Raw genomic sequence first — 26,406 nt, 5'->3', positions numbered from 1 at the left:
TAACCTGCCATGCTTGGTATTTACAGAAAACCTGGGGCGCAAAGCACAAAATGCCGCTGCGTTTTTACGCATGGTATCTTATCGTCATACTAACCCAAAATGTGTTTTCGGTCAGCCTGTAAGGCTAAACTCCGGTTTTCGCGCCTCGTCTAATCAAAAAATTGTTAGTTTTCGACTAGAAGACAAAAATCCCAACACGCTCTTACTCCTGCCGCCGTTCTCCCGGATTCACATGCCGGGCCTTTATCCGGGCACCTTCCCGTTTGGCAGTGGCGCTTTTTTTGATGCCCCAAAGCTGATCGCTGGCGTGGCGCATGGCTTTCTTCAAATCCACGATCGGATAGGGATAGTCTTTTCCAAGCTCAAAACCCAGGAATTGCTGCTCAAGGGGCGGAATCTCCCACGGGGCATGGATATGCTCGTCGGGCAGTTCGGCAATCTCCGGGACCCACTTCCTGATGAAGTCGCCGTGCGGGTCGTGCTTTCGGGAGTTGAACACGGGGTTGTACACCCGAATGGTGTGAATGCCGGTAGTGCTGGCCTGCATTTGGAACTGCGGGTAGTGAATGCCTGGCTCGAAGTCCAGAAACTGTTGTGCCAGATGATGGGCGCCGGCCTGCCAGGGTTGCCATAGGGTGTGGGTGAGAAAGGAGACTAGCATGGCTCGCATCCTGAAGTTGATATAGCCGGTGGCATTAATACACCGCATCGCTGCATCGGCCAGCGGAAAACCTGTCTGCCCGGTCTTCCAGGCAGTCACTTTTGTTGCATCAGTTGTTGTGCGCAGGTGATTGAATGCGGGGTTGAAATTTTCGAATTCTATGCGGCACTCGCTTTCGAATTTTTGGATAAAGTGGTCGCGCCAGCGCAGACGGGAAAGAAAGTTGTTGAGGTCCCGCTTATCAGTTACCAAATGCCGGTGCTGCCAACTGTACTGATAAGCCTGCCGCAGGCTGAGGTTACCCCAGGCCAGATAGGGCGAAATCCGGCTGCAGGACCGGCGGCTGGCCAGGGGCTTGGAGATCAACCGTGAATACCCCTGAATCCTTTCGCCCTGGAAAAAGCTGCGCAAATATCGCCACGCATTCCGCTCGCCACCGGGCTGAAAAAGGGCATCCGCCTGCTGGTACTGCATGGGTAGGGGCGGCCCCTCTAATGCTGCCCGCAGCGAGGGGGGGACCGTTGCCAGCTGAAGCTTATTAGGAAAAAAGGACTGCACAGGCGTCTCAATATAATCATACCAGCGTTCCCGCCACCCATTCCGGTTAGGGCGGCCTCGCTGTACACCCGAAAATGGAAATTCCTGCCAGCTTATTCCGTTTTTGCGAAACCAACGGGCACATGCTATATCCCGGTCGAAGGTAGTTTTGACTCCAATCTCTTCGTGGCTGTAAACGGTATGTATTTCAAAATGCCGCAGCAGGTCTTCGAATAGGGGAAGTACTTCCCGCTGTGCAATGAGCAATGAGCCAGGCAGGCGGGCTTCCATACATTGCAAAGATTGCCAGACAAAGCGCCAGTGCCGCTCGCTATAGTCGGGGTGCTGCAGTAAGCCCGGCTCAAAACAGTAGAGCAGGATCAAAGGCCTGCCTGCCAGTGCCGCGGCCTGTAAAGGCGGGTGGTCGTGCAGGCGAAGGTCGCGCTTCAACCAGACAATGTCTATTTCAGGTTTCGAACGGCTCATAAATTAGTTAACAGGAGGGGGCATTTTTTGTTATCGCAATATCCAGCAGATAGCCGGGCGGTCCTTAATTTTACTTTGCGATTATTTTTTTACAAAGTCCAGACATGTTTTTAAGTTGTTGATAATTAGATGTTTATGCTAAATCTTTCTTCTTTGATGCTGCTTACTTAGCAAAAAAGTCCGCCCAGGGGAACTTAAGCCGTTTATTTTGATGTTAGTGTCGTTGTTAATCCAATATTAATTCTGTTTTATTTTAAAGCACCGTATACCGTATGGTTCGGGGAATTCGTATTTTTATCAAAAATCTATCTTGTCAATGAAATGGCGAAAACTCAACGGCGAAAAAATTCAGTTGCCTGTTAAGGAAGCCGTAGAGAAAACAATCCTGAGAGAAAAAGCAGCCGGCCATCGCCTGAAGGTGTGCATTGGTTCAGACTCACAGGTACGGGGCACTCATATTGAGTTTGCTACTGTGATCGTTTTCCTGCGCGAGAAAAAAGGCGGCTTCATGTTCATCCACAACACGCGGGAGCGGACTGGTATGGGCCTGCGCGAGCGTATGATTACGGAAGTAGCCAAGTCAGTAGAAGTGGCTTACAATCTTTGTGATCTTTTAGACAAGCATAATGTCGAGCTGGAAGTCCACGCGGACATCAATACCGACCCGGAGTTCCAGTCGAACGTGGCACTCAAGGAGGCGATGGGCTACATCCTCAGCATGGGCTTTGTGTTCAAAGCGAAACCCAATGCCTTTGCGAGTTCTTCCTGCGCCGATAAAGTCGTATAACCGGACCCGGGCTTTTCCGCCCGGGTTTACTTTTTTCGGGGGTCATCAAAAGGTACAGCCTTTAATTTAGGTTCGGGTACTGGTTGGATTTGGCGCTCAAATGCCACCATTCGCTGCTCCAGTTCCCGGGCTTTTTCCCGGAAATCTTCCATCAGGTTCGTGGTCTCGTTTGGATCCTTTACCAGGTTGAACAACATCGGGCCATGCGGTTCCAGGTGCTGCCGGTAAGGATTGTCCAGAACCGGGCGCATGTATTTCCAGTCGCCGGACCGTATACTGCGCAGGCTCTCATTAAAATAAAAGAAGAAGTCACGGCTCTGCGGTTCTCCATCCTCAAAGAGCCATTCGCTGATATCCCGGCCATCGTAGGGGCGGTCATCGGGCAATTGTCTGCCTGTGAGCCGGGCAAAGGTAGGCAGCCAGTCGGTCATAAGCATGGGCTCGGCGATATCCTGTGCCGGTTTGATTTTACCGGGCCACCAGGCAAGAGTCGGAACTTTGACTCCGCCTTCATAGGTAGTTGCTTTGTGCCCCCTGAGCCCACCGGTCTTCCCCCCGCCCTTAGCAGCCGGCCCATTATCGCTGCTGAAGACGACCAGGGTGTTTTCAGCAATACCAAAGTCCCTAAGCGCTTTCAAAATCTCACCCACACTGCGGTCCAGTTCCTGCACCACGTCCCCGTATTTGCCGTAAGGCGAAGTCCCTGCATACTCGGCAGAGACATGCAGCGGTTTATGCGGGAAGGTGTGCGGGATATAGAGGAAAAAAGGCTGCTCCCGGTGTCGCGCGATGAAGTTGATTGCCTCAGAGGTGTACCGTTGGGTAAGCGTAGGCTGATGTGCCGGCTGACTGATGATTTTACCATTGCGCATTAGGGGCAAAGGCGGGTCTTTGCGGGGCTTCCACTCCATATCGTTGCTGTACGGAATGCCGAACCAGTAATCAAAGCCATGCTCCATGGGCAGGAAAGGCGGCAGGTGCCCCAAATGCCATTTGCCAATTATCCCTGTTGCATAGCCAGCCTCTTTGAATAACTCCGCCATCGTGTATTCGGTACTGTCAATGCCCTGAAGGCTGTTGGGGAAAAACACCCGGGTGACACCGGAGCGCACCTGATAGCGGCCCGTCAGCAGGCCCGTACGGGAAGGAGAGCAGACCGGAGATGTAACATAGAAATTGGTGAATTTTATGCCTTCTGCCGCCATCTGATCCAGATAAGGCGTATGGATGGAGTCCGCGCCGTAGCAGCTTAGGTCGCCGTAGCCGAGGTCATCGGCGTAGATGAAGATGACATTTGGAGGTGGTTCCTGCAGATCGTAGGAAACCGGCTGGCCCCAGCCAATAACCGGGGCGATGAAGCAGAGCATACACCAAAAGGGAAGCCATTTAACAGGAGCGTATCTTTTCATTATTCCGTATGTTTTGAAAGGGTCATTCAGGTAACTAATAGTTTAGCCGGTTGGCATCTACTGTTGGCTGCGACCGGGTTTTAATGAGTACAAAATAGTCAGAATCATAATCGCTCTCGCCTTCCACCTCCACACCGATTTTGGCTAATTGCGGAGGTAGGTCAGCCGGGATTTGATACCGGATTCGGGGCCCTTCTAAATTCTGATTAGAGGGTACCTGGTCAAATTCCCAGGAGCCAATTTGCTTTCGTTTACCGTTGGTAGTCAGAAACACCCTCACCTGACCGCTTTTTAAAGGCTCATGCTGGTCATTTAATAGCCAGAGGTCGAAAGCAAGTTTTCCGCCCGCCAGAAAGTCGAACTGTTCAAACTTTGCCGAAGCGAGCACCGGGCGCAAAGATACTGAAACTGCTTCAAAGGAAGGCTTTTTAAGATTAGGGTAGGCAATGATGCTGTTGTTTGCTGCGGTAGGCCAGGGTTCGTTCAGGCACCAGTTCAAGACCATTGAACAGTACGGTTTTTGGCGGCGGCCTTCTTCAAAAATGGCTTTGTAGCCGATCGCCTGCAGTGTTTGACTTTGCCAGACCAGCTCCTCCAGATCTTCGGCGGGGCCAAAGTAGCGCTCCAGTGTCTTCAATTCCGCCCAGGAACTGGCTTTCCAGGCTTTGAATGCGCCATGCACCACCCAGGACGGCGTAGGCGATACGGGGAATTGTTCTTCAGGCGGTATGATCGATTTCAGGGTGTTGAGGGGGGCAAGGGAGGGCATGCCAAATTCTGTGTAAGCAGTATTCCGGGCCTGGCTCATCCGCTGGAAGACGTCGAGGCCGTCATCTTCATCGTAAAATAAATAATGGCCGTGGCCCACTCCAAATACCGGAGAAGTATTGATGTAAGGCGTATGCGGATCAATGCGGTAGCACAGGCTGTTCAGTAACCTAAGGGGGTGAGATTGCTCAGTCATGCCCGACCAGTTGTTGAACAGCTCATTGCCGCCGCTCCACATAGCCAGACAGGGGTGCTGGCGTACGGCCTTGATGATGGAAGTGGCTTCCTGCTCCAGGATTTTCAGGTAGTGTGGATCGTCTGGGTAGGGGTTGCAGGCTAAAGGGAATTCCTGCCAGACCAGGATGCCCATTTCATCGCATTGTTCAAAGAATGCAGCTTTGTTGGTAATGCCGCCGCCCCATACCCGGAGCATATTCATGTTGAGCTCCTGAACAAGTTCCAGTTGCTCCCGATACCGTTCCGGGGTGATCAGTCCGTAGAAAACTTCCGGGTGCACCCAATTGCTGCCTTTGGCAAAGATGATCTGATTGTTGAGGCGCATAGTGAATGGGGGGACACTCCTTGATTTGGGAAAGTCCATGGGTTCCGACCAGGCCCCTTCATTCATGACCAGCTCTACATTTCGGAAACCGACCCTGGCTGTTTCCTGTGAAAGAGGTCGTCCCGTTTCATCCCTGATTTGGAGTTGTGCCGTGTAGAGATAGGGAGAGCCATGGTCGTAGGTCCACCAAAGTTCGGGCTTGTCCAGAGACAAATTTAGCTGCTGCTTGGGAATATCAATTTTACCGGTCTCCCTAAGCTTCACCGCTCCATTAACATCTTTCAGGGTCCATTCGAAGGTGTGGCCTGCCGCTGCGGCTGTGGTTTCAAATGAATAGCTGATGTCAGCTCTGGACAGCTCTGCGTTGAGCTGATAGGTAAAATCGGTGCTCAGGATACGGGCTTTAGGCTCGATGCTGATACCCGTTTCATCCCAGATGCCAACAGTGACCAGGCGGGGATGCCAGTCCCAGGAATACGTAACCGGCGGTTTTACGGCCATGATGGCCTGCCGCCTGCCTTCTGATTGCCCTTCTGCCTTAGGAATAGGGTAGATAATGACTTCGAGCGTGTTCTGGTCTTTTAATGCTTGATCCAGGACCAGGCGCACAGGCGTAAACATGCCTTCCTGGTGGTGGAGCTTCTCTCCATTCAAAAGGATATCAAATTCATAATCGATTCCTTTTGAGAAGAAAACCAGTTCCTCATCAGCTTCCACCTGAGGTTGGGAAAAGGAGGTTTGGTAGCACCAGAATAAATCCTCGAGTTCTTTGTAGGCATCAACGTTGGTTCCAATTGAAAAGTGGGGCAGTTTTTCCCCCTTCTGATAGTCGTGCTGCACTGCACCGGGAACGGTGGCCGGGTAGTAGGTTGAAGGGCGTACAGTTGCCTTTTCCATGTGCCCAACCTGCCATTGCAGCTGAAGGGCCTGTTTCTGTGATTTCACTTGCGCATAGGTACTTAACGCGCAGCAGCAAAGTGCCATAATGATGAGGTGTTTCATGCTCGTTAAAATGTCATGGTTCTGCAGGCCATCTAAGTTCAATATTTTTAACCTTGGGTTTAAGAAAATCAGGGCATATTGAGTTTGAGTAGCACAAACTGCGCCGCCCGTTTGTCATAGGGCCGCTTTTCCTGTTTAGCAATGGCCTCCAGTTTTGGCCGGAATGCTTCCAGTTCTTCCGGGGAGAAAATTAACGCTTGATCAATGGCATAGGAACGAACCATAAGATCTTCGTGCGAAGACCAGTAATCGAAGAGTTCGAATGCCCGCTGTCTTTCCCCGATCTGGTAAAAGGCACCTATTAGGGCAATATGAACGGGTGATTCCCGGTCCGCAGCAAGCTGCTCCAGTTCCGGCAGCAGGGCTTTATGCTCCGGTTTAGGACTGCATCGTATCGCCTGTAGTGCCCAGTAGCGGAAAGGCTGGGAAAGGCCAAGCCAGGTCCGCAGGGAATCCACCGGTTCCGCTTCCCAACTGCTGGCAGCTTTGGCAACTTCCAATAAGCGGGCGTAGGGGTAGTCGGGTTGCGTAATCCGCTCCCGCCAATCTATGTTGGCTGTTTCAGGCCGCAGCATCTCCGGAATGAGCCCCAGGTCGCGGGTGCTAATCATCCACTCATCCAACAATTGGCTCAGGCTGTCTCTTACGGCGGTAAAACTGGACTGCCCGGATAGGTTGTCAATATTGTGCGGATCAGTGTTAACCAGGTAGAGTTCTTCGGTCGCTTTAGGTTGCCAGAACCGGTTTTGGATGGGGTCGCAGCGGTTATTCCGGCAGGCTCCTTCCCAGGAGCGCTGTGAGGCGGCCCGCCACTGATAGTTGACATATTGCCCATTCGGGCGGTAAGGCATGAAGTTGCGGATGTAGCGATATTCTGGTGTCCGTACCGCTCTGCCCAAGTCGATGGTAGCGTCCATGCGTTCCTTGAAGTTATAGATGGCCGGCTTGGGGGCTTCAGTAAAACGCCCGAGAAAAGCTTTCCCCTGCATGTGTTTCGGTGGTTCAATACCTGCTAATGACAGTACGGTAGGCGCAAAGTCTACAAAGCTGACCATGCGGTCGGTCCGTTGCCCCGCTTGGTACTCTGGGAACAGGGATTGGTACTTTTCAGGCATCCTCACGATAAGCGGGATGTGCGTGCCCGATTCGTACAAGAACCGCTTGCCTCTTGGCAGGGCACCACCGTGGTCGCTGTAGTAGAAAATGATCGTTTCTTCGTATAATCCGTCCGCTTTGAGCTGCGCTAAGATTTCGCCCACCTGCTCGTCCATCTGCATCACCCGGTCGTAATACTGTGCCCAGTCTCTCCGGATCGTATCGGTATCCGGGTGATAGGGTGGCAGGGGAACCTTTGCCGGATCATGTACCAGTGGTTCTTTGTAGTTGTGAACTTGACTCTCGTGGGAAATCCCAATGTTGTGCACGTGGAAAAAGGGCTGGCTTTTCTCCCGGTTACTGTAATGTGCCGATTCGCTGGACGCATTCCAGGTATCTGGCTGGTTCAGGGTATTGTAATCAGTCTTTGAGCGGTTGGTGCAGTAATACCCTGCTTCCCGGAGGTAATTCGGAAAGAAGCGCACGTCCGGATTGATATGGTAGTAACTGCGCATGCCAGCGGTGCCCATCGCACTGGCGTAGGTGCCGGTAATGAGTGTGAACCGGGAAGGGGCGCAAACAGGGGCACTGGCGAAGGCATGGTCAAAAGCCATCGCATTGTCAGCCAGGCGGTCCAGGTTAGGCGTGGTGGCAAATTCATCCCCGTAACAACCGAGCAGGGGGCTGTTGTCCTCGCTTACGATCCAAAGGATGTTGGGCTTTTGGGGCGGTTCTGCCAGTTGGGCGGTAGAGGTCAGCAATTGAAAAATAGGGAATAGCCAGAGCATAAGGTCTTAATTTTCATTAAAAGAAGGACGATTTTAGCAACGTACTGTAATGACCTGTCCAGCAAACAAGCAATATTTTTTATCTTTCCTGCAAAAGCAAACCCTATGACACCATTTATCGCAGAATTTATCGGCACCTTTTTGCTTATTTTACTGGGCAATGGCGTGGTTGCCAACGTTGTGCTACAAGATACCAAAGGCCATCAGGGGGGGTGGATTGTAATTACGGTGGGCTGGGCAATGGGTGTCTTTGTTGGCGTTTTTGTAGCTCAGGACTATAGTGGTGCGCACATCAATCCGGCGGTAACGGTCGCTTTAGCCATAGCGGGCAAATTTGCCTGGGGTAAAGTTGGCGGTTATGTACTGGCGCAAGTCCTGGGTGCCATAGCAGGGGCCAGTTGCGTTTGGCTGACTTACATTCAGCATTACGGGGCAACAAAGGACCCGGTGCTCAAACTCGCCACTTTCAGCACCATCCCTCAAATCCGGCACAACGGTGCTAACTTTTTCTCTGAGGCGATTGGCACATTTGTGCTCCTGATTGCCGTGTTTTTCCTCACCGGCCCCAATATTCCCGTAGGCGACCCAAGCCGTCCGGTCGGACTGGGCTCATTGGGGGCGTTACCAGTAAGTCTTGTGGTTTTGGCTATCGGTCTCAGCCTGGGTGGCACCACGGGCTACGCCATCAATCCGGCGCGTGACCTGGGGCCACGTATCGCCCATGCGATCCTGCCCATTCAAGGCAAAGGAAGCAGCAACTGGGATTATGCGTGGATTCCTATTGTGGGGCCACTGGCTGGCGGTGCTTTTGCAGCATTCCTGTACGGGATATTACAGGCATAGATATATTGAATGACAAAACCCCAGATAATGAAAACAAGATTGCTATTGATTGCTTTCCTGGCCTTTGGAAGCACTACTTTATCGAATGCCCAGAAGGATTCAGCAGCGGCATCCCGCCCGTTTTACGATTATTTTTACTTAGAAGGGAATTTTGGCTTTTTCTCGGTAGATTTAATCAACTATGTGTATATGTCTAATGCTGGTATCGGTTTGAAAATTACGCCTCATCATTACCTAGGGGCAGAATTTACTGGCTTTGGAGCCAGAGGTTCAATACAAAGTGGATCCGCTTTAGGCGGTTGGGGGCTGCAGTATCAGTACCGTTTGCGAAAATGGTACTTCCTGGTAAGTGGTGGCGAGCTGGATAAGGTGGACTTTTCAACATATCTCCCCTTCGAGTATACGTATACCGAAACTCCCGACCTGCTAACTTATTTCCGAATAGGTATTAAACATTGCTTTTGGGGGCTGCTCTGTGTGGGCTGTCAATATGCACAAAGCAGTTCCTTTAAGGGCTACATTAGCGATTTTCCAGCGCCCGGCAAGCCAAGGTTTCTAAGGTGGGAAGGCCCGGTGCGGTCCCTAGCGCTCACATTTGGTTTCATGTTGCAAAATCCTCCCGATTAATTGTAAGCAACAATGGTTAAGGCCAACCTAAGTCTAATCAGCAACACTGTTTTTTGAAACCTCTAAAAGTGAGAACCATGAAAACAAAACAACTCTTGCTGGGCGCTGTCTTTTTGCTAGGATCCCTAAATATCCTTCAAGCACAAACCGATGAAAAAAGAGCGCCAAGGCCCTTTACAGAGCATATCTATGGAGAATTCAGTTTTGGGTGGCTTAGAGTTGAAATGACGAACTGGATGTCAAATTTTGCGGTAGGCTACAGAATAACGCCAAACGTTTATCTTGGCGTGGAGCGAGTTCCCGGGTTTTCGTCTCAGAATATTGGTCGTTCCCATGGAGGTAGGTGATGGTTGGGGGATACAATCTCAGGGTGTGACGGATTTTTGATGTGCAAAAAGATACGTATCTTAAAGCAAAAATAAGGTATGAGCGCACGAATAGTAAAGCAAGATGGGGGTAAGGTCACGATTGAGGTAGATATGGAGCTTAACGGCAGCATGCTGAGCCAGGAAGAAGCGATACAGCTAGCCCTAAACGAAGCAGGTAAACTCGCCACGCGCGCTGCCGCCGAGCGTTTCGATACGGATGGCACCGCCATCACCCACAAAGGGCAGCGCCTTTCGAGCAAGGGGCGAAAAAAAAGTTAATGTCCACACCTTACGGCAAAGTCTGTGTCAAGCGCCACGTCTACCAGCCTGTTTGTGGCGGCGTGTGCTACGTGCCAGCTGACAGAACGGCAGGCATAGTAGGCAAGTCGACGCCACGGCTGGCTAAGCTGCTGGTCAGCGACTATTGTGAGGGCTCCGCCAGGAAAGTGTCGGCCCGGTTTAAGGAGCACCATGAAGTCGAAGTGAGCAAAGACCTTGTGCGTGATGTGAGCCTGCGCATCAGCCGCCACGCCAAAGAAGTAGAAAGCCGCTGGTCTTACGCCATGCCGGAAGAGGTAAACCTTTGCGAAGTCAGCTCAGTGAGCATAAGCCGGGACGGTGCGATGGTGCACCTGCTTGACGGTCTGCCTGGCAAGCCTAAGCGCAAACCGGGCTACCGGGAAGCGATGTGCGGCGTAATCAGCCTTTACGGACATGAGGGCAAGTTGCTGCACTCTATTTACTTGGGGGTTGGCGCGCAAGAGAAAAAAGGGGCTTTCACCCATCTGTTGGAAGAAGAGGCTGAGCGGCTTAAGGCACAGTTCGAAGAGGCTGGGCTACGGCCGGTTCACGTGGGGGTTGCAGACGGGGCGCCCGACAACTGGACACAGCTGGAGCGGTTATCCGACTACCAGGTAACGGACTACTACCACGTCACTGAACGGCTTTACAAACTGGCTGCAGTAATGCCCCTGCCCTCCAAAAAACGTGCGCAGTGGGTAAGCCAGCAAAAGAGTACGCTGCTGAACGAGCCGGGCGGCGCAGCCCTCGTTGTGGAGCGCGCGCGTCAGGCGGCTGCGGGTGTCAAGACGCAGAAGCGGCGCGAAATCGCCCGCCAGCAAGTTGTATATCTGGAAAACCAGCAGCACCGGATGAATTATTTTCAAATGCAGGAAAAAGGGCTGCCTATTGGTTCCGGCACCGTAGAGGCAGGGTGCAAGACGCTGATCAAAGCCCGTTTGGGAGGTAGTGGCATGAGGTGGCTTAATGTGCATGCCGATGATATGCTTATCGTCCGTGCGCTCAAGCTGTCTGCGGGCAGATATGAGCAATATTGGAAAAAGAGAATGCGGTATGCAGCTTAATAATTACATCAAAAATCCGTCACACCCCAATCTCAACTGCGCCTGGGTAAATGGTATGCATTTGGAGGCAAAGGGTACTTATGTAGTGCAGGTATTGGTACTGATGGTCCTGAACTAAATTTTACTTACGAACTGCCTTCCTCCTTTTCTTATTTTCGCTATGGCATGAAGTATTGCTTTAATCAGTGGTTTAGTCTGGGCTTCCAGTATGCGCAGAGCGACTATTTTGATGGTTATGCTGTAGACGATCCACCACATAGTGGAGGAGATATTCGTCCCTGGAGCTACCGGATAGAGTGCCTTACCATTAATTTAGGGGTGATGGTTCAGAAGGTGCCTAAAAAGAAGCATAAGAATTAAAAAGCGTGGTTTTTGTTAATCTTGTGCTTTAACCGTCACATCATAAGGGCCGTATGTACCCACACTTTCCTTTGGCCAAAAGCAATGAAACCAGGCGTCAAGCCGGTATTGCCCGGGCTGAAGCGGGACATCATCAAAATGAAAATGCTGGGTGATACTGTCCCGAACCGTTACATCCCGTTGTTCAGTTCCCACTTTTAGATTGAGGCTGCCGTGCCCGGGCAGTTTTTCATGGAAGAACAGCTCAAAGTCGTACTTCCCGGACTTCGGTACTTCTACGGTCCAGTAGCCATGAGCCTCCGGGCTGCCCCACTGTTTGATAGCGGGGCCTTTCCAGTCGTTTCGGTTGAGGCGCACGGGGTAGCCCTCAGGAGAGTGTAAGGCTACAGGGTGTTCTTTGAGCAGGGCGGGAGCTGCTTTCATCTCTGCCTGCCAGTCCAGGAAGCGTTCGGACAGGTGCTTAACGACCTCGGGATACTGCTCACTTAGATCTTTGGTTTCGAAAGGGTCTGTGCGCAGATCAAACAGCTCAAAATCATCCGGCGCCTTTTCAAACCGGTACTTACCCACCAACTTAAAGGAATCTGTCCGTACGGCCATATTATGAAATCCCCTCGGATAACCCCGCTGCCACTGGAAAAACAGGGTGCGACCGCCGGCTACAGCTGCCACTTCGCCGGTAAGGGCAGGCATAAAACTCCGGCCATCCAAAGTCGCTTCGGGCGTGGTGCCCGTGAGTTCAGCGAGGGTGGGGAGGACGTCAATATGGGCGGCAACGCCGGCTATGTCCCGGGCTGCACCAAATCCTTTTGGGAGATGCCAAAAAGAGGGTACCCGAATGCCACCTTCGTACACCGACCCCTTGCGCCCGTAAAAGCCTGATTTGTAGCGGATCTGCTGCGGGCCGTTGTCCGTCAGAAAAATGAGGAGGGTGTTGTCGGCAACCCCGGCATCTTTCAGCGCTTGCTGGAGCCGGCCTACATTTTCGTCGATATTGGACACCATGGCATAGACCTTGCGGGCGGCTTCGATGTCTTTTTCCGTCATCCGTTCAAACTCATTGGACCCCTGAATGGCGAAGGTATCGAAAGGATAGGGTATATCACGGTAACGTTCGTAGGCTTCTTCCTGCACTTCCAGCGGCGTATGGGGCGTATTGAAAGCCAAATACAGGAAGAAAGGCTGATCGCCTCCGGTTTGGACAAAGTCAATCGCGGCATCCGTAAAAACATCAGAGCAATAGCCTTCCCCCTGCACCACTTTCCCGTTATGCTCCAGCAGTGGGTCAAAGTAGCTTTGCCCTTTCCGGCTAAAATTCCCGTAGCGGTCGCCGGGTTGCTCCAGCCCTCCGGCAGCGTGCACCAGTGCCTCATCAAACCCCTGATCGTTGGGCCGGTAGGGATAGTTGTCTCCAAGGTGCCATTTGCCGAAGGCGCCGGTGCGGTAGCCTGCCGTTTTCAGCAGTTCAGCGATCGTTTGTTCCTCTGCAGCCATCGTTGCACCTCCGGCATAGGTGTCGTATACGCCGGTCCGCAGCCCGTAGCGACCAGTCATGAGGCTGGCCCGGGTAGGGGCACAGACCGGAGAAACATAAAACTCGGTCAGGCGTACACTGTGCCGGGCAAGACTATCAAGCACCGGCGTATGAATAAGCGGATTGCCATGATAGCCCAGGTCGCCGTGCCCCTGATCATCGGTAAGGATCAGGACGATGTTGGGGCGGTCCGGGGCGTTTGCTTCTGCTTCCGGGCGTAAGGTAAAGCCTGCAAAAAGCAAGGCAGGTACAACGAAGGAGATCAGATACTTCATACAGGGTTACTTTTCAAAGCGAAGCCAGCGGCCGCTGTAGCGTTCCAGTTCAATCGGTGCTCCTAATTTAAGGGATTCGCCGGTAATGGCATCGGTAGCGTTCCGGTACTTGTAGTCGAAGTCCAGTTCGACCTGTTTCGCTTCTCCATCGTTGAGGAGGAAATAATGGTCTGCTCCAGGTGAAGCCATGCGGTAGACAATTGCGCCTTCACACCGGTAGAATGGCTGGTAATCAGCAAGGGTATGTCTGATTAGCCGCTCTTCTGCTGCCGTTTGGCCTGGCTTGAAGCAGTCCATAGAGGCCTGAAATCCGAGAATGACCGCGGTGCCTTTGCCCAGTTTGTTTTCAGTGATTGCCGGGTCGCCGGTGTGATAATGCTCGACTACTTCAGCAGAAGTCGGCGTCATATCGAGGGTGAAGCCCTGCAGAGGCTGTCCTTCCAGCCGGTAGTCCATGTTGATACCAGCGTATTGATAATCATTTATGGTTACGCCAAACAGCTTTTCAAAGGGGGTGCCTTTGTCTGAGTAGAGCAGGGCACCATTCTCATCATACCAGGCAGAGGGCATGTCTATGACTACCCGGCCTCCATTCTCTACATATTCAGTGAGGATACCAATGATCTCCGGATCAATCGCGATCACAAACGGCAGATAGATGGCGCGGTAGCGCCCGGCAAGCCCATCGCGGAGGTCTGAAGGCGTTACATATTCGTAAGGCACATTATGGTTGATGAGTGCCCGGCTTACTCCGGTGCGGGCATCAATCGGGAGTTGCTTAAAGATATCTCTGCCCTGTATGGACATCGCTGCCCAGTAAGCTTCGTTTTCCCAGTCGGTGTACACTCCAACAAAAGGCTCCTTGTGGCCCTGCCAGATTTCATCACGGTACTTTTGAGCGGCTTTGCCTATGGCACCAGCGCGGATGGCCTTTTCGGTTACTTTATTGTGGCGGTCAAGCAGAGCGTATTCCCCGGCTTCCCATCCAGCGGTGCGCATGCTCCATGACCATAGCCCAAACCCCTTGTAGCCAGCTGCAAGGTAGGTGAGCATGAGCTGTGTGATGATACCTTCGTCCACGGTAAAGCCATTGCCACCTTTGCCGCCACTGAACTGCTGCGGGCCACCGGTAGACTCCCAGGTGGCTGACCAGCCGCCCTTGAAATAATCGTGGGTAAGCGCCGCCTGCATGTACACGGGGCGAGTGATTTCATGCGCCACTTCGTCAAAATGCCAGGCCAGGTGTATGGAAGGGTAGAAGGAACCGTTTTGGGTCATCAGCTCGGCGATACCCTCCATGTCAACTCCCCGCCAGGAGAAGGGCAGAAACATACCCATTTCGCCTCCCGCCCGGTAAGGTGGCACCGGGTCAAAGGCATTGTGGCGGTCAATTTTATTTTCCTGCGTCCACTTCAGCCGCATGTCGGCTTTAAAGCGGAAGATATCGCGCAGGTGCCGGTATTCTTTATTGGGGATTTTCTCCCAGCGCTCATTGAAGTCCGCCCAGGATTCAAAGGGTTTGCCACCGGGGGCGAGCAAAACGTGGTACATATTGTAGGCATGGTTCAGGCTATCGATATGACCGTATTGTTCCCGTACCCAGTCCAGAAAGACGGGCTTGATTTCATTGGGCAGATTAGGGCCCACGCCACCGGTATTGGGGTGAGGGATTTTGTCGGGCTGGTAGTCTCCCGTGGCCTGCACCAGTTTTTGTCGCCTCAGGATACGTTGCCGAAGCACCTCAGTCTGATAGGCTTTCATTTTTGGGTGTTCCCGGGCCTCCCTGATGCTCATGTCGGCAGGTAACCCGGCAGCTTGCAATACTTCAGCTGTAATGGGAGCCCAGCCAGCTTCTCCGTACCACCAGGGGATAATACCTTCTTCCAGTGCGATCAGCGCCGATTCTTCGAAGGTCATACCGTTGGGCGGAAAGAGCTGTTTGGTGCTGGTAAAGCCGAGTTCCTTCATAGTGCGAAAGTGCCAGCGGAGTTCTGCTTCTCCCTCACCGGGGCGGGGCAGGTAAACAGCCCCCACTGACATGGGAGCGAGCTCCTTGAAGTAGGCTTGTTTTTCCGAGTAGTGGAGCTGATCGTACCGCTCGGTCTGATAGTCGTGGGTGTCTTGTGCGTGCAGAGTGGCCCCGGTCAGGAAGCAGGCTGCCGTCAGCAGGAAAAGTATTGGCTTATTCATATGGCTTAATCAATGATTTGGATGTCAGAATTATGGAGGACATATTTTTTTCGTTCCGGGCCTGAGGGTTCGGCTGATGGGGCTTTGATTTGGCCCCCTTTCAGGTTTTTGCCCCAGAGCACCGAAAACTCGGTCTGCCGCGCGTTGCTGTAATCCTGCCGGTGTATGCGCAGGCTACCATTTTCTATCCGCTCGGGGTGGGCCCATTTTTCAGGGGTGGCCTCGGTGGTTGGCCAGAAAACCTGGAAGTTATCCAGTTGGAGGCCTTTCACGTTATCTGCTACGATAGCAGCTAATGCCCCCATAGCCTCCGGGTGCCGGTCGATCTTCGGGAACTGGCTGCTGCCGGAGCCTTCAACCATTGGCCTGGGGTCTTCAATCATGGGGTAGCGCAAAGTAATATCGCGCATGGTGATGTTCTCCAGGAATCCACCATCAGCAGCGGTGAGCAGAATGCGGCCTTCGGTCGTAGCGGTGAAGTTACTGATGGTTACATCCCGGATTCCGCCAGCCGGGCTCTCCGGATTCCGCTTTTCCACCATAAACTGAATGGGGCGGTTGAAGATGAGCGGAGCGTTGGTATTGGCCACGATGTTGTTGATATTGATGCGCTCGTAGACAGCACCCTCACGGACATACAGCCCTACGGCACGGGAAGAATTATTGACCACGCAATTGCTCATGGTCACATCCGTGATGTCCTTAAACGATTCATTGCAGCCAAGTTTTAGTCCCACACAAAGCGTTTCCAGCACACAGTTGGTGATGGTTATCCGATGGCAGGACCGGCTGTCTGGCGTGGTTTTCAGGCAAATAGCGTCATCACAGGTTTTGATATAGCAATCTGAAATTATGACATCTGAACTGCCTGTAATGTCGATGCCATCTGAGTTAGGGCTATATAGGTTATTGATGATGTTGATGCCGTGGATTTTGACCAGGTCGCAATCGTGGATATGCAAATTCCAGCCCCCTCCGGTTTTGATCGTTACGTCTCGTACGTACACATTCTGTGAGCCGGTCAGTTCTATCAGCGGGCTTACTTTTAGGTCTTTGGCCATTATCCAACGGGGCACCACCATATTCCCTGCTGCATCTGTTTCGAACGGATTCCAAAACGCTTTTCCATTTCCGTCGATGGTGCCTTTGCCTTCAATCGAAATATTTTGCTGACCCTTAGCAACGATAAGGTGAAAAGGCTGCCGGTCTTTGTTGTGGCCCCAGGTCATTTCGGTGTAGTCTTCAATATTTGGAGAACCGAGCAGGGTGGCTCCGGCACTAAGATGCAGGGTGGTATTGGATTTAAGGAAAACAGTACCGCTCTGCCAGGTGCCGGGAGGGATCATGATTTTTCCACCACCTGCCCTGGCAGCCTCATCAATGGCCTTTTGAATGGCAGTGGTGCTGAGGGTTACTCCGTCACCGACTGCCCCATAGGCCGTAATGTCATAAGTGGACTGTGCGGGCAGGAGCTGGCTGGCCAACAACAGGGGCATAATAACCTGGTAAAAGGAATACCTCATTTTTGTATTTTGGAAGAGGTACATTAAGCAGGGGATTTGTAACAAACTTTGAAAAGATGACAATAACCCATTGGAATACCCTTTATCCAAAAAGTATGCGGTACGCTATATTTCTTCTGTTGATCATGTGGTCTGCCAGTGCCGGGCTCTATGGGCAAGCCTACGGTGACCGGGGCTGGGTTTTTGATGCAGGACAATACGACGCCCGTTTCCCGGATATGTGGCACTGGGCGCAGGCGGGGGTACAGTGTGGTATCCCCGAAACGGATGCTTTCCCGGTTATCGACACCCTTACCGTTGGTATGGATTTACAGGGCGCGATTGACCGGGTGGGCGAACAGGGTGGGGGAGTCTTACTGCTGCAGGAAGGCGTCTATCCGCTTCACGAAACATTGGAGATGCGCGACAGCGTTGTCCTTCGGGGCATGAGCCGCAGTGGGGTGGTGCTCAGTAACCAACTGCGGGGGCCTTTCTTTTCCAGCCCCTTTGAGAATGTTACAGGTGTGCGTTTCCGCAACGTGAAGTGGGCAGGGTTGGAAAACCTGACCCTGGATTACCATGCTGTGGAATTCCTGCCGGTATCCCATGCCTACTTCGATTATCCCTGGCAGAAGGCTACTTTCAGGAACGACCCGCAGGGCGACCGGCAGTTGTATGTTACGCAGGTTGCTTTCGCGAATGCCCGGAATGCATGGGTCCGCAATTGCCAGATATTAAATGCCGGCACCGACCCGGTCCTGGTACTGGAGTCCGCACACATCAGCATCACCCAGACCCGGGTTGAGGGGGCCTATAACAAGGGCGGACGTGGAAATGGCTACTTCAATATTGAGCAAAACAGCCGGTATGTGCTCATCGCGGCGGATACCGTGAAAGCCATCCGGCATTTCGCGCTACAGAGCGGCGCAAAGTATAATGTGGTGGTGGGCAATTACTTTGAGGTGGATGTTAATTTTCACAACGGTGATGCGGGGCATAACCTGATAGAGGGCAATACCATCCGCATACCGGAGTGGCATTCCTGGCACTGTTTCGGCCGTGGGGTGCCCAAGCATCATCGCCCGCCGGGGCCAGGCAATATCCTGTTCAATAATTTCACGCAATACAAGACGCGTATTCCCGGCAAACGCGACCGCATTACGGAGTACGGAGACTCGATTATTTACACTGCTGTTTTGCCAGCAGATACGGTTGAAGCATGGGGGCAGCCACAGGTCGTTCACCATTATGGCCCAATTGACTTTAAGCGCATGACGCACCGTCATCAGCTTTACCAGATGAACCCTGCATGGGACGACCGGAAATCCGTATTGCCTTTGCAGCAAGATCCGCCCCGGGGCAACACCTTATACCCGGTTATTTACAAAGGGGCGGAAACATCCTGTTGGTGACCCCTTGTTATCCCGGCCAGGCTACTGCTTTGTTTTCCCGCATGGCATCGATAGCCATACGCACGCATTTGGCGGTCGTCGCACCGGTCCGGACGTTAGAAGCGGGCTCCCGGTTATCTCTTATACATTCGTAGAATTCCTGGAAAGCGTAGTGTGTACCGCCCCAGCCTTCCTGCTTGTGCTCGAAGCTGATGGCGTACCTGTCCTCTTGTGCGCGATTGAGCGTGGCACCGGAAACGCCGTCGACCATGCCCTTTTCCTTTTCGTTCAGGGGTTCGAAGTAGATCCAGCCCTCGTCTATCCCCATTTCAATAGTGCCTTTGCTGCCCCTGAATTTCATTTGGTACCCTTCGTGCGCGTTGGAAGTCAGCGCAATGCAGTTGACCTTCATGCCGTTGGGGTAACGGAACAGGGAGTTGACGTTATCGAAGGTTTCCCGGCCGTCTTTCCAGTAGTCGATGCTCCCAAAGCCGATAGCTTGGTCCGGGTGGATATCCAGTGCCCAGTTGACAAAGTCAATTTGATGGGAATGCAGCTCAGCGGTCAGCCCACCGGAGTATTCGGTATACATGCGCCAGTTGATCATACGTTCATACTTACGCTTGGGTACCGACCGCCTCCAGTCCCCGTTGCGGTTCCACTGAATATAGACATTGGCAATTTTGCCGATTTTCCCGCTGCGGATCAGCTCGGCAACCCGAAAATAAAGCGGGTGGTACCGGTACTGATGGCCTACCAGAAAAATCTTGCCATTGTCTTCAACCTTTCGGACCAGTTGGTCTGCTTCCTCCATTTGGTAAGTCATCGTCTTCTCGCAATAGACGTGCTTACCCGCTTCAGCAGCAGCGGCGGCCATTTCGTAGTGCATGGAGAGAGGGGTCGCGATCAGCACGGCGTCCACCTCAGGGTCCTCCAGCAATTTCCGGTAATCGGTATAAGCTTTGGCTTTTGGATCTGCATTCTCCATTGCGTTATTGAGTCGAAATGGAAGAATATCGCAACAGGCGACAGTTTTGAACTGAGGCATATTGTTGAGTAAGCGGATGATGCCGCCGCCCCGTGCCCCGGTGCCAATGACACCGAGCTGCAGGGTTTCGTTTTTTGAGAAAGCCCGGGGTGCAAGGCTTAAGGAAGGAAGGGCAAGCCCTGCTGTAGCGAGGCCGCTTTGCTTGATAAAGTCTCTTCTGTCCATTCGCTTCAAGTCCATATCTTTGGTTACAATAGGTTTAAAAACTAGTCCTGATCTCCATAAAGGCAAACAAAATATTACTATAAAAGGGAGGAGGTGTCTTGTACTATGTTACCCTTTTTTTTTCCATTTTGATCATCTAAACAACGAAATAATAATGAAAAACGGAATGCGATTGTTATGCCTGCTCTTTTTTTTGAGCAATTCTATTAGTTCTGGTTTGATCGCTCAATCGAATGATAGTTGGCGTGATTTGTTCAATGGCAAGGACCTGAGCGGTTGGGAAAAGCGAAATGGAGAAGCTGATTACACGGTGCAGGAGGGCGTAATTGTAGGCGTTACTCAAACCAAAACGCCAAATACATTTTTGTGTACGAAGGAGACCTTTAGTGATTTTATTTTAGAGGCTGAGATTTGGGGGGATGCGGCAATCAACTCTGGTATTCAGTTTCGCAGCAATAGTCTGCCGTCATACAAGAACGGGCGGGTACACGGTTATCAGGCAGAAGTAGACCCCAGTCAGCGCGCTTACAGTGGAGGTATTTACGACGAAGGCCGGCGCGGCTGGCTATATCCGCTAAGCCTGAACCCTGAAGCCCGTACCGCTTATAAATTGGGGCAATGGAACAAATACCGCATTGAGGCAGTGGGGGACGAACTTCGGATTTGGGTGAATGGCGTTAATACGGCTAATGTTGTTGACGACATGACAGATTCAGGTTTCATAGGGCTGCAAGTGCATGGTATTGGAAACAATAAAGAAAAGGCGGGCCGGGAAATTCGCTGGCGGAATATTCGTATCAAGACGAAGAACCTTGAAGAGGACCGCTGGCCGCTGGCACCCCACGCTATGGAGCTCAATTATACGGCTAATACGCTAACGGAGTATGAAGTCAGTAAAGGCTGGCGCCTGCTTTGGGATGGTAAAACAACGGAAGGTTGGCGCAGTGCCCGCGCTCAGGATTTTCCCCAAAAAGGTTGGGAAATCGAAGAGGGCGTGCTTACTGTTTTGGAATCTGACGGTGGGGAGTCTACCAACGGCGGCGATATTATCACCCGTGACAAATTCAGCAGCTTTGAACTGATGTTGGAATTTAAGATCACAGAAGGGGCGAATAGTGGGATCAAGTACTTTGTAGATCCGGAAATCAATCAAGGGCCGGGCTCTTCTATTGGGCTGGAATACCAGATTTTAGACGATAAGGAACACCCGGACGCCAAAAAAGGGGTAAAAGGCAACCGCACGCTGGCTTCCCTGTACGACCTGATCCCTGCCGGGAACCTTTCTGTCCCCGGCCGCAACAAGCCGTTCCGGGGCATCGGGCAGTGGAATCAGGCCCGGCTGGTGGTAAAGGGCAATCACATCGAGCACTGGCTTAATGGGTTTAAGGTGATTGAATACGAGCGCAATACTCCAATATTCCGGGCTTTGGTGGCGTACAGCAAATATGAACAGTGGGCCGGTTTCGGAGAGTTGCCACAGGGGCATATTCTCTTGCAGGACCACGGCAACCGGGTGTCTTTTCGCAGCATCAAGATTCGGGAGTTTTAAAGCAGTAAAAGGGGGCTTTGCTTCCAATGAAAGTTAGGGCCTGATCAGCGTGCGGGGTTAGTTTGTAAACGAGGCTATGGTCAGGCCCTGCTCAGGGCTATGGGAAGGCTGGTTCTGCCAAATATGCTAATTCTACGTTAAATCTGCCATTCTATCAATATATTCGCGGGATCTTTGGTTGAACGTAGTAGATGGAATCACAAGATTCAAAACAACCGCAGGAAAAACAGCCGGTATCCCGCTCATGGCTGCAACTGCTATGGCTATGGACAAAACGTCTGGTCATAGGGTCTATCTTGTTGGTTTTGACCTTATCCGGGGTGCTCCAAATCCCAGCTGTCCAAAATTATCTGGCGCAGCGTGTGACTACGGCTCTCAGTGATGCCATGAAGACCACGGTGTCTGTCGAGCGCCTGAATATTACTTTCCTCGACCAGCTGGTGTTGGAAGACTTCTACGTCGAAGACCTTACCCCTGGCGACACCGCTATCTTTAGCAAGTATCTGTACGCTGACTTCAGTCTTAACCCTTTGGTCTATCTGCGGCGTGGGCTGGTGATTCAGGACCTTGCGCTTGATAGTGCAACGGTGAACATCCGGAAAGCAGCGGATGACGATTACAACAATATGCAGGTGCTGCTTGGGCGCTTATTTTCTCCCGACACCTCAACCGCGCAAAAAAACAGGCGGCCGTTCTATTTGGATGTAGAGGGGCTGACCCTGAGCAAAGTCCGGTTTTTGAAGGAAGATAAAGCCCGGGGGCAAAATCTTGATATCTACCTGGCGGATGGCTCTGCTGTTTTTGACGAGTTTTCTTTGCCCGATCGTACGCTTCATGCAAAGTCGGTTATCCTGGAAGGCCCTTACGTGCGTATTGATGAGTACGAATACGTGGTGTGGCCGCAGGATACGGTATCGGCAACCGGGTCTGCATCGGAAACTGAGCCTGAGTTCCCGTTTTTTGCCACGATTGGTGAATTTGTACTCAAAGACGGTAAGTTTTCGCTTCACAATTGGCGCAATGACCCCGAAAATGCCGGTCCTGTAGGGGAGCTGAACTATCAGCATTTGGATGTCTTCGATATCAATATAGGCATCAATGAGTTCTCCTTCTGCTCGGACAGCCTGGATTTTTCCGGGCAGGTGGAAGAGTTTAACCTTCGCGACCTGAGCGGGTTCGTATTGGAAGACCTGACCATTGGCAACGGTAGGGTTTGGAACCGGGGGCTTGAGCTTTACGATTTGCAACTCAAAACGCCCTACAGTGATATTAGCGATACGCTCATCTTCCGGTATGATACCTACGAGGCCTTCAAGTCCTTCCCGGATGAAGTGGAAATGGAAGCCCACCTCAGCAATGCCTCGGTGACGCTCAAAGATATTATGACCTTCGCGCCCAAGCTGAAGTCCAATGCCTTCTTTTGGGACAACCGTGACCGCAAGCTTTACATTGATGGGCTGATAGAAGGGACGGTCAATGACCTCGATGCGGAAGACATGTACCTGGCTCTGGAAAACCGACGGCTGGTGGCGCGTGGGAATCTGCGGACCCGGGACCTGACCTATCCTGATTTCCGCACCATCAACCTGCAACTGGACGAGCTGCGGACCAATATGACCGCTCTGCGGCAGTTGTTCCCCAAGTTCCGCCCCCCGGAAGCCTTTGACCGGCTGGGCTGGCTTTACTTTACAGGGCGATTCGACGTGCTGTTCTCGGATTATATTGCTTACGGGGCTCTCAACTCTGCCCTGGGCGGCGCTGAGATGGACATGAAAATCCGTAATCTGACTGGCAACCGTGCAGAAGCCTCCTACAGCGGAAGCCTCTCTTTGGTGGATTTCGATTTGGGTGGGTTCACTCAAAACGATGATCTGGGCCTGGTGAGCTTTTCCTCAAGTGTTCGAAATGGTAAAGGGTTGACGGCAGAGACGGCAACGGCTGACCTTAGCGCACAGGTGGAAAGCTTCATCTACAAAGGGTACGATTATACCAATGCCAACCTCACGGGACTGCTGAAAAAGAATCAGTTTTCGGGCGACTTCTTAATACAGGATGAGCACATTGATTTCTCGTTCAACGGGCAGGTGGATATGACAGATAGCGTGCCCCGGTTCAACTTTTTCGCTTCGGTCAATCAACTGGCGCTATTGCCCCTGAACCTGAGCGCGAAGGACATCACCCTCTCCGGCGATGTCAGCCTTGATCTTCAAAACAGTACCTTATCTGAGTTGGAAGGCAGCGGCCGGGTGCAGGGCGTTAAAATCTTATACCGCAACCGGGACACGATTCAGGTAGACTCAGTGGTCTTCACCTCTTTGTTTGACCCCGGGGGGAGAAAGCGGTTCAGCGTGGAGTCAGACCTGTTGAATGGGTATTTGCTCGGTCAGTTTGACGTGCTGGATATCGGCCCGGCACTGATGGATTATCTGGAGCGCAACCACAGTGGGTTTTTTAACCGGCTGAGGATGAAAAAGCCACGTCGGCAGCCCAAAGGAAATAAATTCGTATACGACTTTGAGGTGATAGACACCAAAGGGATTCTGGCCCTCTTTGAGCCCAATTTAGGTCCGCTGGCAGACGTTAATCTCAATGGATATTTTGATAACAATCGGGATTCTATTGTTATCCACCTTGATGTGCCCAGGTTCCAGTACGGAGAGGTCGCCCTGAATAATGCAGCCTTTTACGCCCGGTTGGTAGACTCTGCCGGCTCTATCAATTTTAGGGTGGAAGAACCGGTACTCAACGATAAAACACACCTCGCTCCGGTGCACGTGCTGGCTGATCTTGATCATGACACACTGGATATAGGTCTTGCTTATCAGGTAGAAGGTTTGTCCATGCTCGACAACCTCAACCTCAATGCCGAGCTCTACTTACAGGACAGCTTGAATTTTCAGCTACGCTTTAAGCGGTCTAATCTCGTTTTGCTCAAAAAACCATGGGAAATAGAACCGGATAACTTCATCACTTTCCGCAAAGGGTATGTGAAAACCGAACACTTCCGCCTGAAAAATGAGGAGCGGGTGATAGAGCTTCAGTCTAAAGGTGAAAAAGGGCTGCAATTATCTCTCAGCAATATTGATTTTTCGTTTATCGATGAAATCTGGGATTACGAGGAGCTGGACTTCAGCGGCCCCTTTGATATGGTGGCAGAGGTTGACAATATCTTCAAAATGACTGACCTCACGGCAACCGTCATGGCTGATACCTTCCTCGTCAATGATGAAGACTGGGGCGCCCTTCGCCTGGACGCCAATGCAGCCGATCTGAAAAGCCGCTTTGAGGGCTACCTGGTCATTACCAAGGACACATCGCAGCTGATTGCCGAAGGATTTTACAACCCTCAGGATACCCGCAGTGCAAGGCGGGGAGGCGACAAGGAAAAAGCGAAGTACTTTAATATCGACCTGGATATTACGAGTTTCCCGGTAGATATCGGGGAGTACTGGCTGGAGGGGACTATCCAAAATACCATTGGTTACTTTGATGCGAAAGCCAGTATTTTCGGTTTTCCCGGAGAGCCGCATATTGACGGGGAAATTAAGTTGAGGGGTGGAGCAACGACGATTGATTTTCTGCAGACCCGGTACTTTTTTGATAATGCCAGGATTGAATTGCGGGACTTTCTGTTTGATGCTACCGGGGTAGTCGTTAGGGATAAATACAAAAACACAGCGACTATTACCGGAGGGATCACTCACAATTACCTGAAAGACCTCGGCATCAGAGCTGAAATAGATACGGACCGGTTTTTGGCTATGGATACGGACAAAGCGGACAACGATCTGTTCTACGGGCACGCCCTTGGAGATGGAGAAGTAACGTTTAACGGGCCACTCCGAAAAATTGATATTTACGTGAATGCTACGGTAGGAAAAGATACCCGCCTGGTCATTCCGGTCAGCTCCGGCAATGATGCTTCCGAGCTGAGTTTTATCAATTTCAAAAAACAAGAGGTGGAAGTCCCGCTAGACCAAAAGAACTCAACTGAACTGAATGGCGTCAGCCTGGAAATGGACCTCAATATAACCGAGGAGGCGCAGGGTGAAATTATATTTGATGAGCAGGCTGGTGATATCATCAAAGGCACCGGGCGGGGCAATATCCGTATTCTGGTACCCCGAAATGGGGAGTTCGAGATGTTTGGCGACTACACCATTGAGCAGGGAGAATATCTCTTTACGCTTTATAATGTAGTCAATAAGGATTTCGATATCAACCGGGGCGGGGTGATCTCCTGGTCGGGCGACCCCTTTGAAGCGCAGATTCGCCTGGAAGCGGAATACGCAGGCTTGTCTACACCGGTAGCTAATTTCATTCAGGAGTACCTCATTGACGCGCCGGATGATTTGAAGCAGGGCGCGAGTCAGCCCACAGAGGTGGAGTTGACGATGGAACTGCGTGGCGACCTGCTGCGGCCGCTTATCAACTTCGATATCGACTTCCCGCAGCTGGTAGGTGGCCTGAAGACGCTCACAGACAGCAAGATCCGCATTCTCAAACAAGACCCTAACGAACTCAACCGGCAGGTGTTTGGGCTAATCGTAGTTGGGCAGTTCCTGCCTTCTGATATTGCCATTCAGGGAGCGGATATTTTCTACAATACCGTAAGTGAATTCGTCTCCAACCAATTGTCTTTACTGCTTACGGAGTTGTTTTCGGAGTTTTTTGGTGATCAGAGCGCGTTCTCCGGTATTGATTTTGACATCGCCTACAATCAGTACCAGGCCAATTTAGGCGAAAGCCAGGATTTTCGGCGGGGTGATGAGTTTCAACTGCGTATGCGGCAGGAGTTTTTCAACGACCGCCTCTCTGTTTTGGTAGGGGGCAATGTGGATATTGGAAACAGTGCCCGGGTGCCAGATGCGAGTGGTACATTTGTGGGCAATGACCTGGTGATCGAGTATGTGCTCAACCGGGACCGCACCCTGAAACTCCGCGTCTATCAGCGCCTTGAGCCCGATATTGGGGGCGGCAGCCGTTTGGAAGTAGGTACAGGATTAAGTTACCGGAAGGAATTTGACTCCTTTGGTGCATTTATTAGGAGTTTCCGGCGTGCTGCGAAAAGGGTAACCGACTGAAAAGGACTGCT

The 26,406-nt window shown here is 51.9% G+C and carries 18 protein-coding genes; 10 read left to right on the top strand and 8 right to left on the bottom strand.

What is annotated here, in order from left to right:
* Positions 1-202 precede the first annotated feature (202 nt).
* Positions 203-1,684 carry a cryptochrome/deoxyribodipyrimidine photo-lyase family protein gene (locus RIC19_RS06065; protein ID WP_350177401.1) on the bottom strand — a complete coding sequence of 494 codons (1,482 nt, stop codon included), beginning with the start codon at positions 1,682-1,684 and terminating at the stop codon, positions 203-205.
* 316 nt (positions 1,685-2,000) lie between these two features.
* On the opposite strand from RIC19_RS06065, the gene RIC19_RS06060 reads away from it, so the two are divergent.
* A complete protein-coding gene (locus RIC19_RS06060; RefSeq protein WP_350177400.1) occupies positions 2,001-2,471 on the top strand; it encodes a ribonuclease H-like YkuK family protein in 471 nt (156 codons plus the stop codon).
* A 26-nt stretch (positions 2,472-2,497) separates the two neighbouring features.
* On the opposite strand, the gene RIC19_RS06055 is transcribed toward RIC19_RS06060, so the two are convergent.
* The 3 genes from RIC19_RS06055 to RIC19_RS06045 form a co-directional block, all read right to left on the bottom strand.
* Positions 2,498-3,880: a sulfatase family protein gene (locus RIC19_RS06055; protein WP_350177399.1), complete on the bottom strand. Its 1,383-nt coding sequence runs from the start codon at positions 3,878-3,880 to the stop codon at positions 2,498-2,500.
* 34 nt (positions 3,881-3,914) lie between these two features.
* Entirely contained in the window at positions 3,915-6,212 is a 2,298-nt protein-coding gene (locus RIC19_RS06050; protein ID WP_350177398.1) for a glycoside hydrolase family 2 protein, read from the bottom strand.
* 68 nt (positions 6,213-6,280) lie between these two features.
* Entirely contained in the window at positions 6,281-8,095 is a 1,815-nt protein-coding gene (locus RIC19_RS06045) for a sulfatase family protein (RefSeq protein WP_350177397.1), read from the bottom strand.
* 105 nt (positions 8,096-8,200) lie between these two features.
* On the opposite strand from RIC19_RS06045, the gene RIC19_RS06040 reads away from it, so the two are divergent.
* From RIC19_RS06040 to RIC19_RS06015, 6 genes are all read left to right on the top strand, one after another.
* Positions 8,201-8,938 (top strand): MIP/aquaporin family protein, encoded by a 738-nt coding sequence (locus RIC19_RS06040; RefSeq protein WP_350177396.1) that lies wholly within the window; start codon positions 8,201-8,203, stop codon positions 8,936-8,938.
* A 27-nt stretch (positions 8,939-8,965) separates the two neighbouring features.
* Complete coding sequence (locus RIC19_RS06035) at positions 8,966-9,565, top strand: hypothetical protein (RefSeq protein ID WP_350177395.1); 600 nt, start codon at positions 8,966-8,968, stop codon at positions 9,563-9,565.
* A gap of 425 nt (positions 9,566-9,990) precedes the next feature.
* Positions 9,991-10,212 carry a hypothetical protein gene (locus tag RIC19_RS06030; protein WP_350177394.1) on the top strand — a complete coding sequence of 74 codons (222 nt, stop codon included), beginning with the start codon at positions 9,991-9,993 and terminating at the stop codon, positions 10,210-10,212.
* A complete protein-coding gene (locus tag RIC19_RS06025) occupies positions 10,212-11,297 on the top strand; it encodes a hypothetical protein (protein WP_350177393.1) in 1,086 nt (361 codons plus the stop codon). The genes RIC19_RS06030 and RIC19_RS06025 overlap by 1 nt, the downstream gene beginning before the upstream one ends.
* Complete coding sequence (locus tag RIC19_RS06020; RefSeq protein ID WP_350177392.1) at positions 11,287-11,415, top strand: hypothetical protein; 129 nt, start codon at positions 11,287-11,289, stop codon at positions 11,413-11,415. Before RIC19_RS06025 ends, RIC19_RS06020 begins: the two co-directional genes overlap by 11 nt.
* A gap of 47 nt (positions 11,416-11,462) precedes the next feature.
* Positions 11,463-11,657, top strand: coding sequence for a hypothetical protein (locus RIC19_RS06015; protein WP_350177391.1), 195 nt, complete (start codon positions 11,463-11,465; stop codon positions 11,655-11,657).
* Between the two features lie 15 nt (positions 11,658-11,672).
* On the opposite strand, the gene RIC19_RS06010 is transcribed toward RIC19_RS06015, so the two are convergent.
* The 3 genes from RIC19_RS06010 to RIC19_RS06000 are packed head-to-tail and all read right to left on the bottom strand — an operon-like array spanning position 11,673 to position 17,179.
* Positions 11,673-13,466, bottom strand: a complete 1,794-nt coding sequence (locus RIC19_RS06010) for an arylsulfatase (RefSeq protein WP_350177390.1) — start codon at positions 13,464-13,466, stop codon at positions 11,673-11,675.
* Between the two features lie 6 nt (positions 13,467-13,472).
* Complete coding sequence (locus tag RIC19_RS06005; protein WP_350177389.1) at positions 13,473-15,656, bottom strand: beta-galactosidase trimerization domain-containing protein; 2,184 nt, start codon at positions 15,654-15,656, stop codon at positions 13,473-13,475.
* Between the two features lie 5 nt (positions 15,657-15,661).
* Positions 15,662-17,179, bottom strand: a complete 1,518-nt coding sequence (locus RIC19_RS06000; protein ID WP_350177388.1) for a glycoside hydrolase family 28 protein — start codon at positions 17,177-17,179, stop codon at positions 15,662-15,664.
* 56 nt (positions 17,180-17,235) lie between these two features.
* On the opposite strand from RIC19_RS06000, the gene RIC19_RS05995 reads away from it, so the two are divergent.
* On the top strand, positions 17,236-18,570 hold the full coding sequence (locus tag RIC19_RS05995) for a right-handed parallel beta-helix repeat-containing protein (RefSeq protein ID WP_350177387.1): 1,335 nt from the start codon (positions 17,236-17,238) through the stop codon (positions 18,568-18,570).
* A gap of 7 nt (positions 18,571-18,577) precedes the next feature.
* On the opposite strand, the gene RIC19_RS05990 is transcribed toward RIC19_RS05995, so the two are convergent.
* Complete coding sequence (locus RIC19_RS05990; protein WP_350177386.1) at positions 18,578-19,777, bottom strand: Gfo/Idh/MocA family oxidoreductase; 1,200 nt, start codon at positions 19,775-19,777, stop codon at positions 18,578-18,580.
* A 139-nt stretch (positions 19,778-19,916) separates the two neighbouring features.
* Here RIC19_RS05990 and RIC19_RS05985 point away from each other — a divergent pair, with 139 nt between their 5' ends.
* A complete protein-coding gene (locus tag RIC19_RS05985) occupies positions 19,917-21,311 on the top strand; it encodes a 3-keto-disaccharide hydrolase (RefSeq protein ID WP_350177385.1) in 1,395 nt (464 codons plus the stop codon).
* Positions 21,312-21,502: 191 nt separating this feature from the next.
* On the top strand, positions 21,503-26,395 hold the full coding sequence (locus RIC19_RS05980) for a translocation/assembly module TamB domain-containing protein (protein ID WP_350177384.1): 4,893 nt from the start codon (positions 21,503-21,505) through the stop codon (positions 26,393-26,395).
* The last annotated feature ends 11 nt before the right edge of the window (positions 26,396-26,406 follow it).

Source organism: Phaeodactylibacter sp., assembly GCF_040219495.1.
Lineage (GTDB): Bacteria > Bacteroidota > Bacteroidia > Chitinophagales > Saprospiraceae > Phaeodactylibacter.
This window is presented reverse-complemented; position numbering and strand designations above follow the sequence as displayed.

Excerpts from the sequence above, each read along its gene's own strand:
- RIC19_RS06065 (WP_350177401.1), bottom strand. The coding sequence starts at position 1,684 with ATGAGCCGTTCGAAACCTGAAATAGACATTGTCTGGTTGAAGCGCGAC.
- RIC19_RS06060 (WP_350177400.1), top strand. The coding sequence starts at position 2,001 with ATGAAATGGCGAAAACTCAACGGCGAAAAAATTCAGTTGCCTGTTAAG.
- RIC19_RS06055 (WP_350177399.1), bottom strand. The coding sequence starts at position 3,880 with ATGAAAAGATACGCTCCTGTTAAATGGCTTCCCTTTTGGTGTATGCTC.
- RIC19_RS06050 (WP_350177398.1), bottom strand. The coding sequence starts at position 6,212 with ATGAAACACCTCATCATTATGGCACTTTGCTGCTGCGCGTTAAGTACC.
- RIC19_RS06045 (WP_350177397.1), bottom strand. The coding sequence starts at position 8,095 with ATGCTCTGGCTATTCCCTATTTTTCAATTGCTGACCTCTACCGCCCAA.
- RIC19_RS06040 (WP_350177396.1), top strand. The coding sequence starts at position 8,201 with ATGACACCATTTATCGCAGAATTTATCGGCACCTTTTTGCTTATTTTA.
- RIC19_RS06035 (WP_350177395.1), top strand. The coding sequence starts at position 8,966 with ATGAAAACAAGATTGCTATTGATTGCTTTCCTGGCCTTTGGAAGCACT.
- RIC19_RS06030 (WP_350177394.1), top strand. The coding sequence starts at position 9,991 with ATGAGCGCACGAATAGTAAAGCAAGATGGGGGTAAGGTCACGATTGAG.
- RIC19_RS06025 (WP_350177393.1), top strand. The coding sequence starts at position 10,212 with ATGTCCACACCTTACGGCAAAGTCTGTGTCAAGCGCCACGTCTACCAG.
- RIC19_RS06020 (WP_350177392.1), top strand. The coding sequence starts at position 11,287 with ATGCAGCTTAATAATTACATCAAAAATCCGTCACACCCCAATCTCAAC.
- RIC19_RS06015 (WP_350177391.1), top strand. The coding sequence starts at position 11,463 with ATGAAGTATTGCTTTAATCAGTGGTTTAGTCTGGGCTTCCAGTATGCG.
- RIC19_RS06010 (WP_350177390.1), bottom strand. The coding sequence starts at position 13,466 with ATGAAGTATCTGATCTCCTTCGTTGTACCTGCCTTGCTTTTTGCAGGC.
- RIC19_RS06005 (WP_350177389.1), bottom strand. The coding sequence starts at position 15,656 with ATGAATAAGCCAATACTTTTCCTGCTGACGGCAGCCTGCTTCCTGACC.
- RIC19_RS06000 (WP_350177388.1), bottom strand. The coding sequence starts at position 17,179 with ATGAGGTATTCCTTTTACCAGGTTATTATGCCCCTGTTGTTGGCCAGC.
- RIC19_RS05995 (WP_350177387.1), top strand. The coding sequence starts at position 17,236 with ATGACAATAACCCATTGGAATACCCTTTATCCAAAAAGTATGCGGTAC.
- RIC19_RS05990 (WP_350177386.1), bottom strand. The coding sequence starts at position 19,777 with ATGGACTTGAAGCGAATGGACAGAAGAGACTTTATCAAGCAAAGCGGC.
- RIC19_RS05985 (WP_350177385.1), top strand. The coding sequence starts at position 19,917 with ATGAAAAACGGAATGCGATTGTTATGCCTGCTCTTTTTTTTGAGCAAT.
- RIC19_RS05980 (WP_350177384.1), top strand. The coding sequence starts at position 21,503 with ATGGAATCACAAGATTCAAAACAACCGCAGGAAAAACAGCCGGTATCC.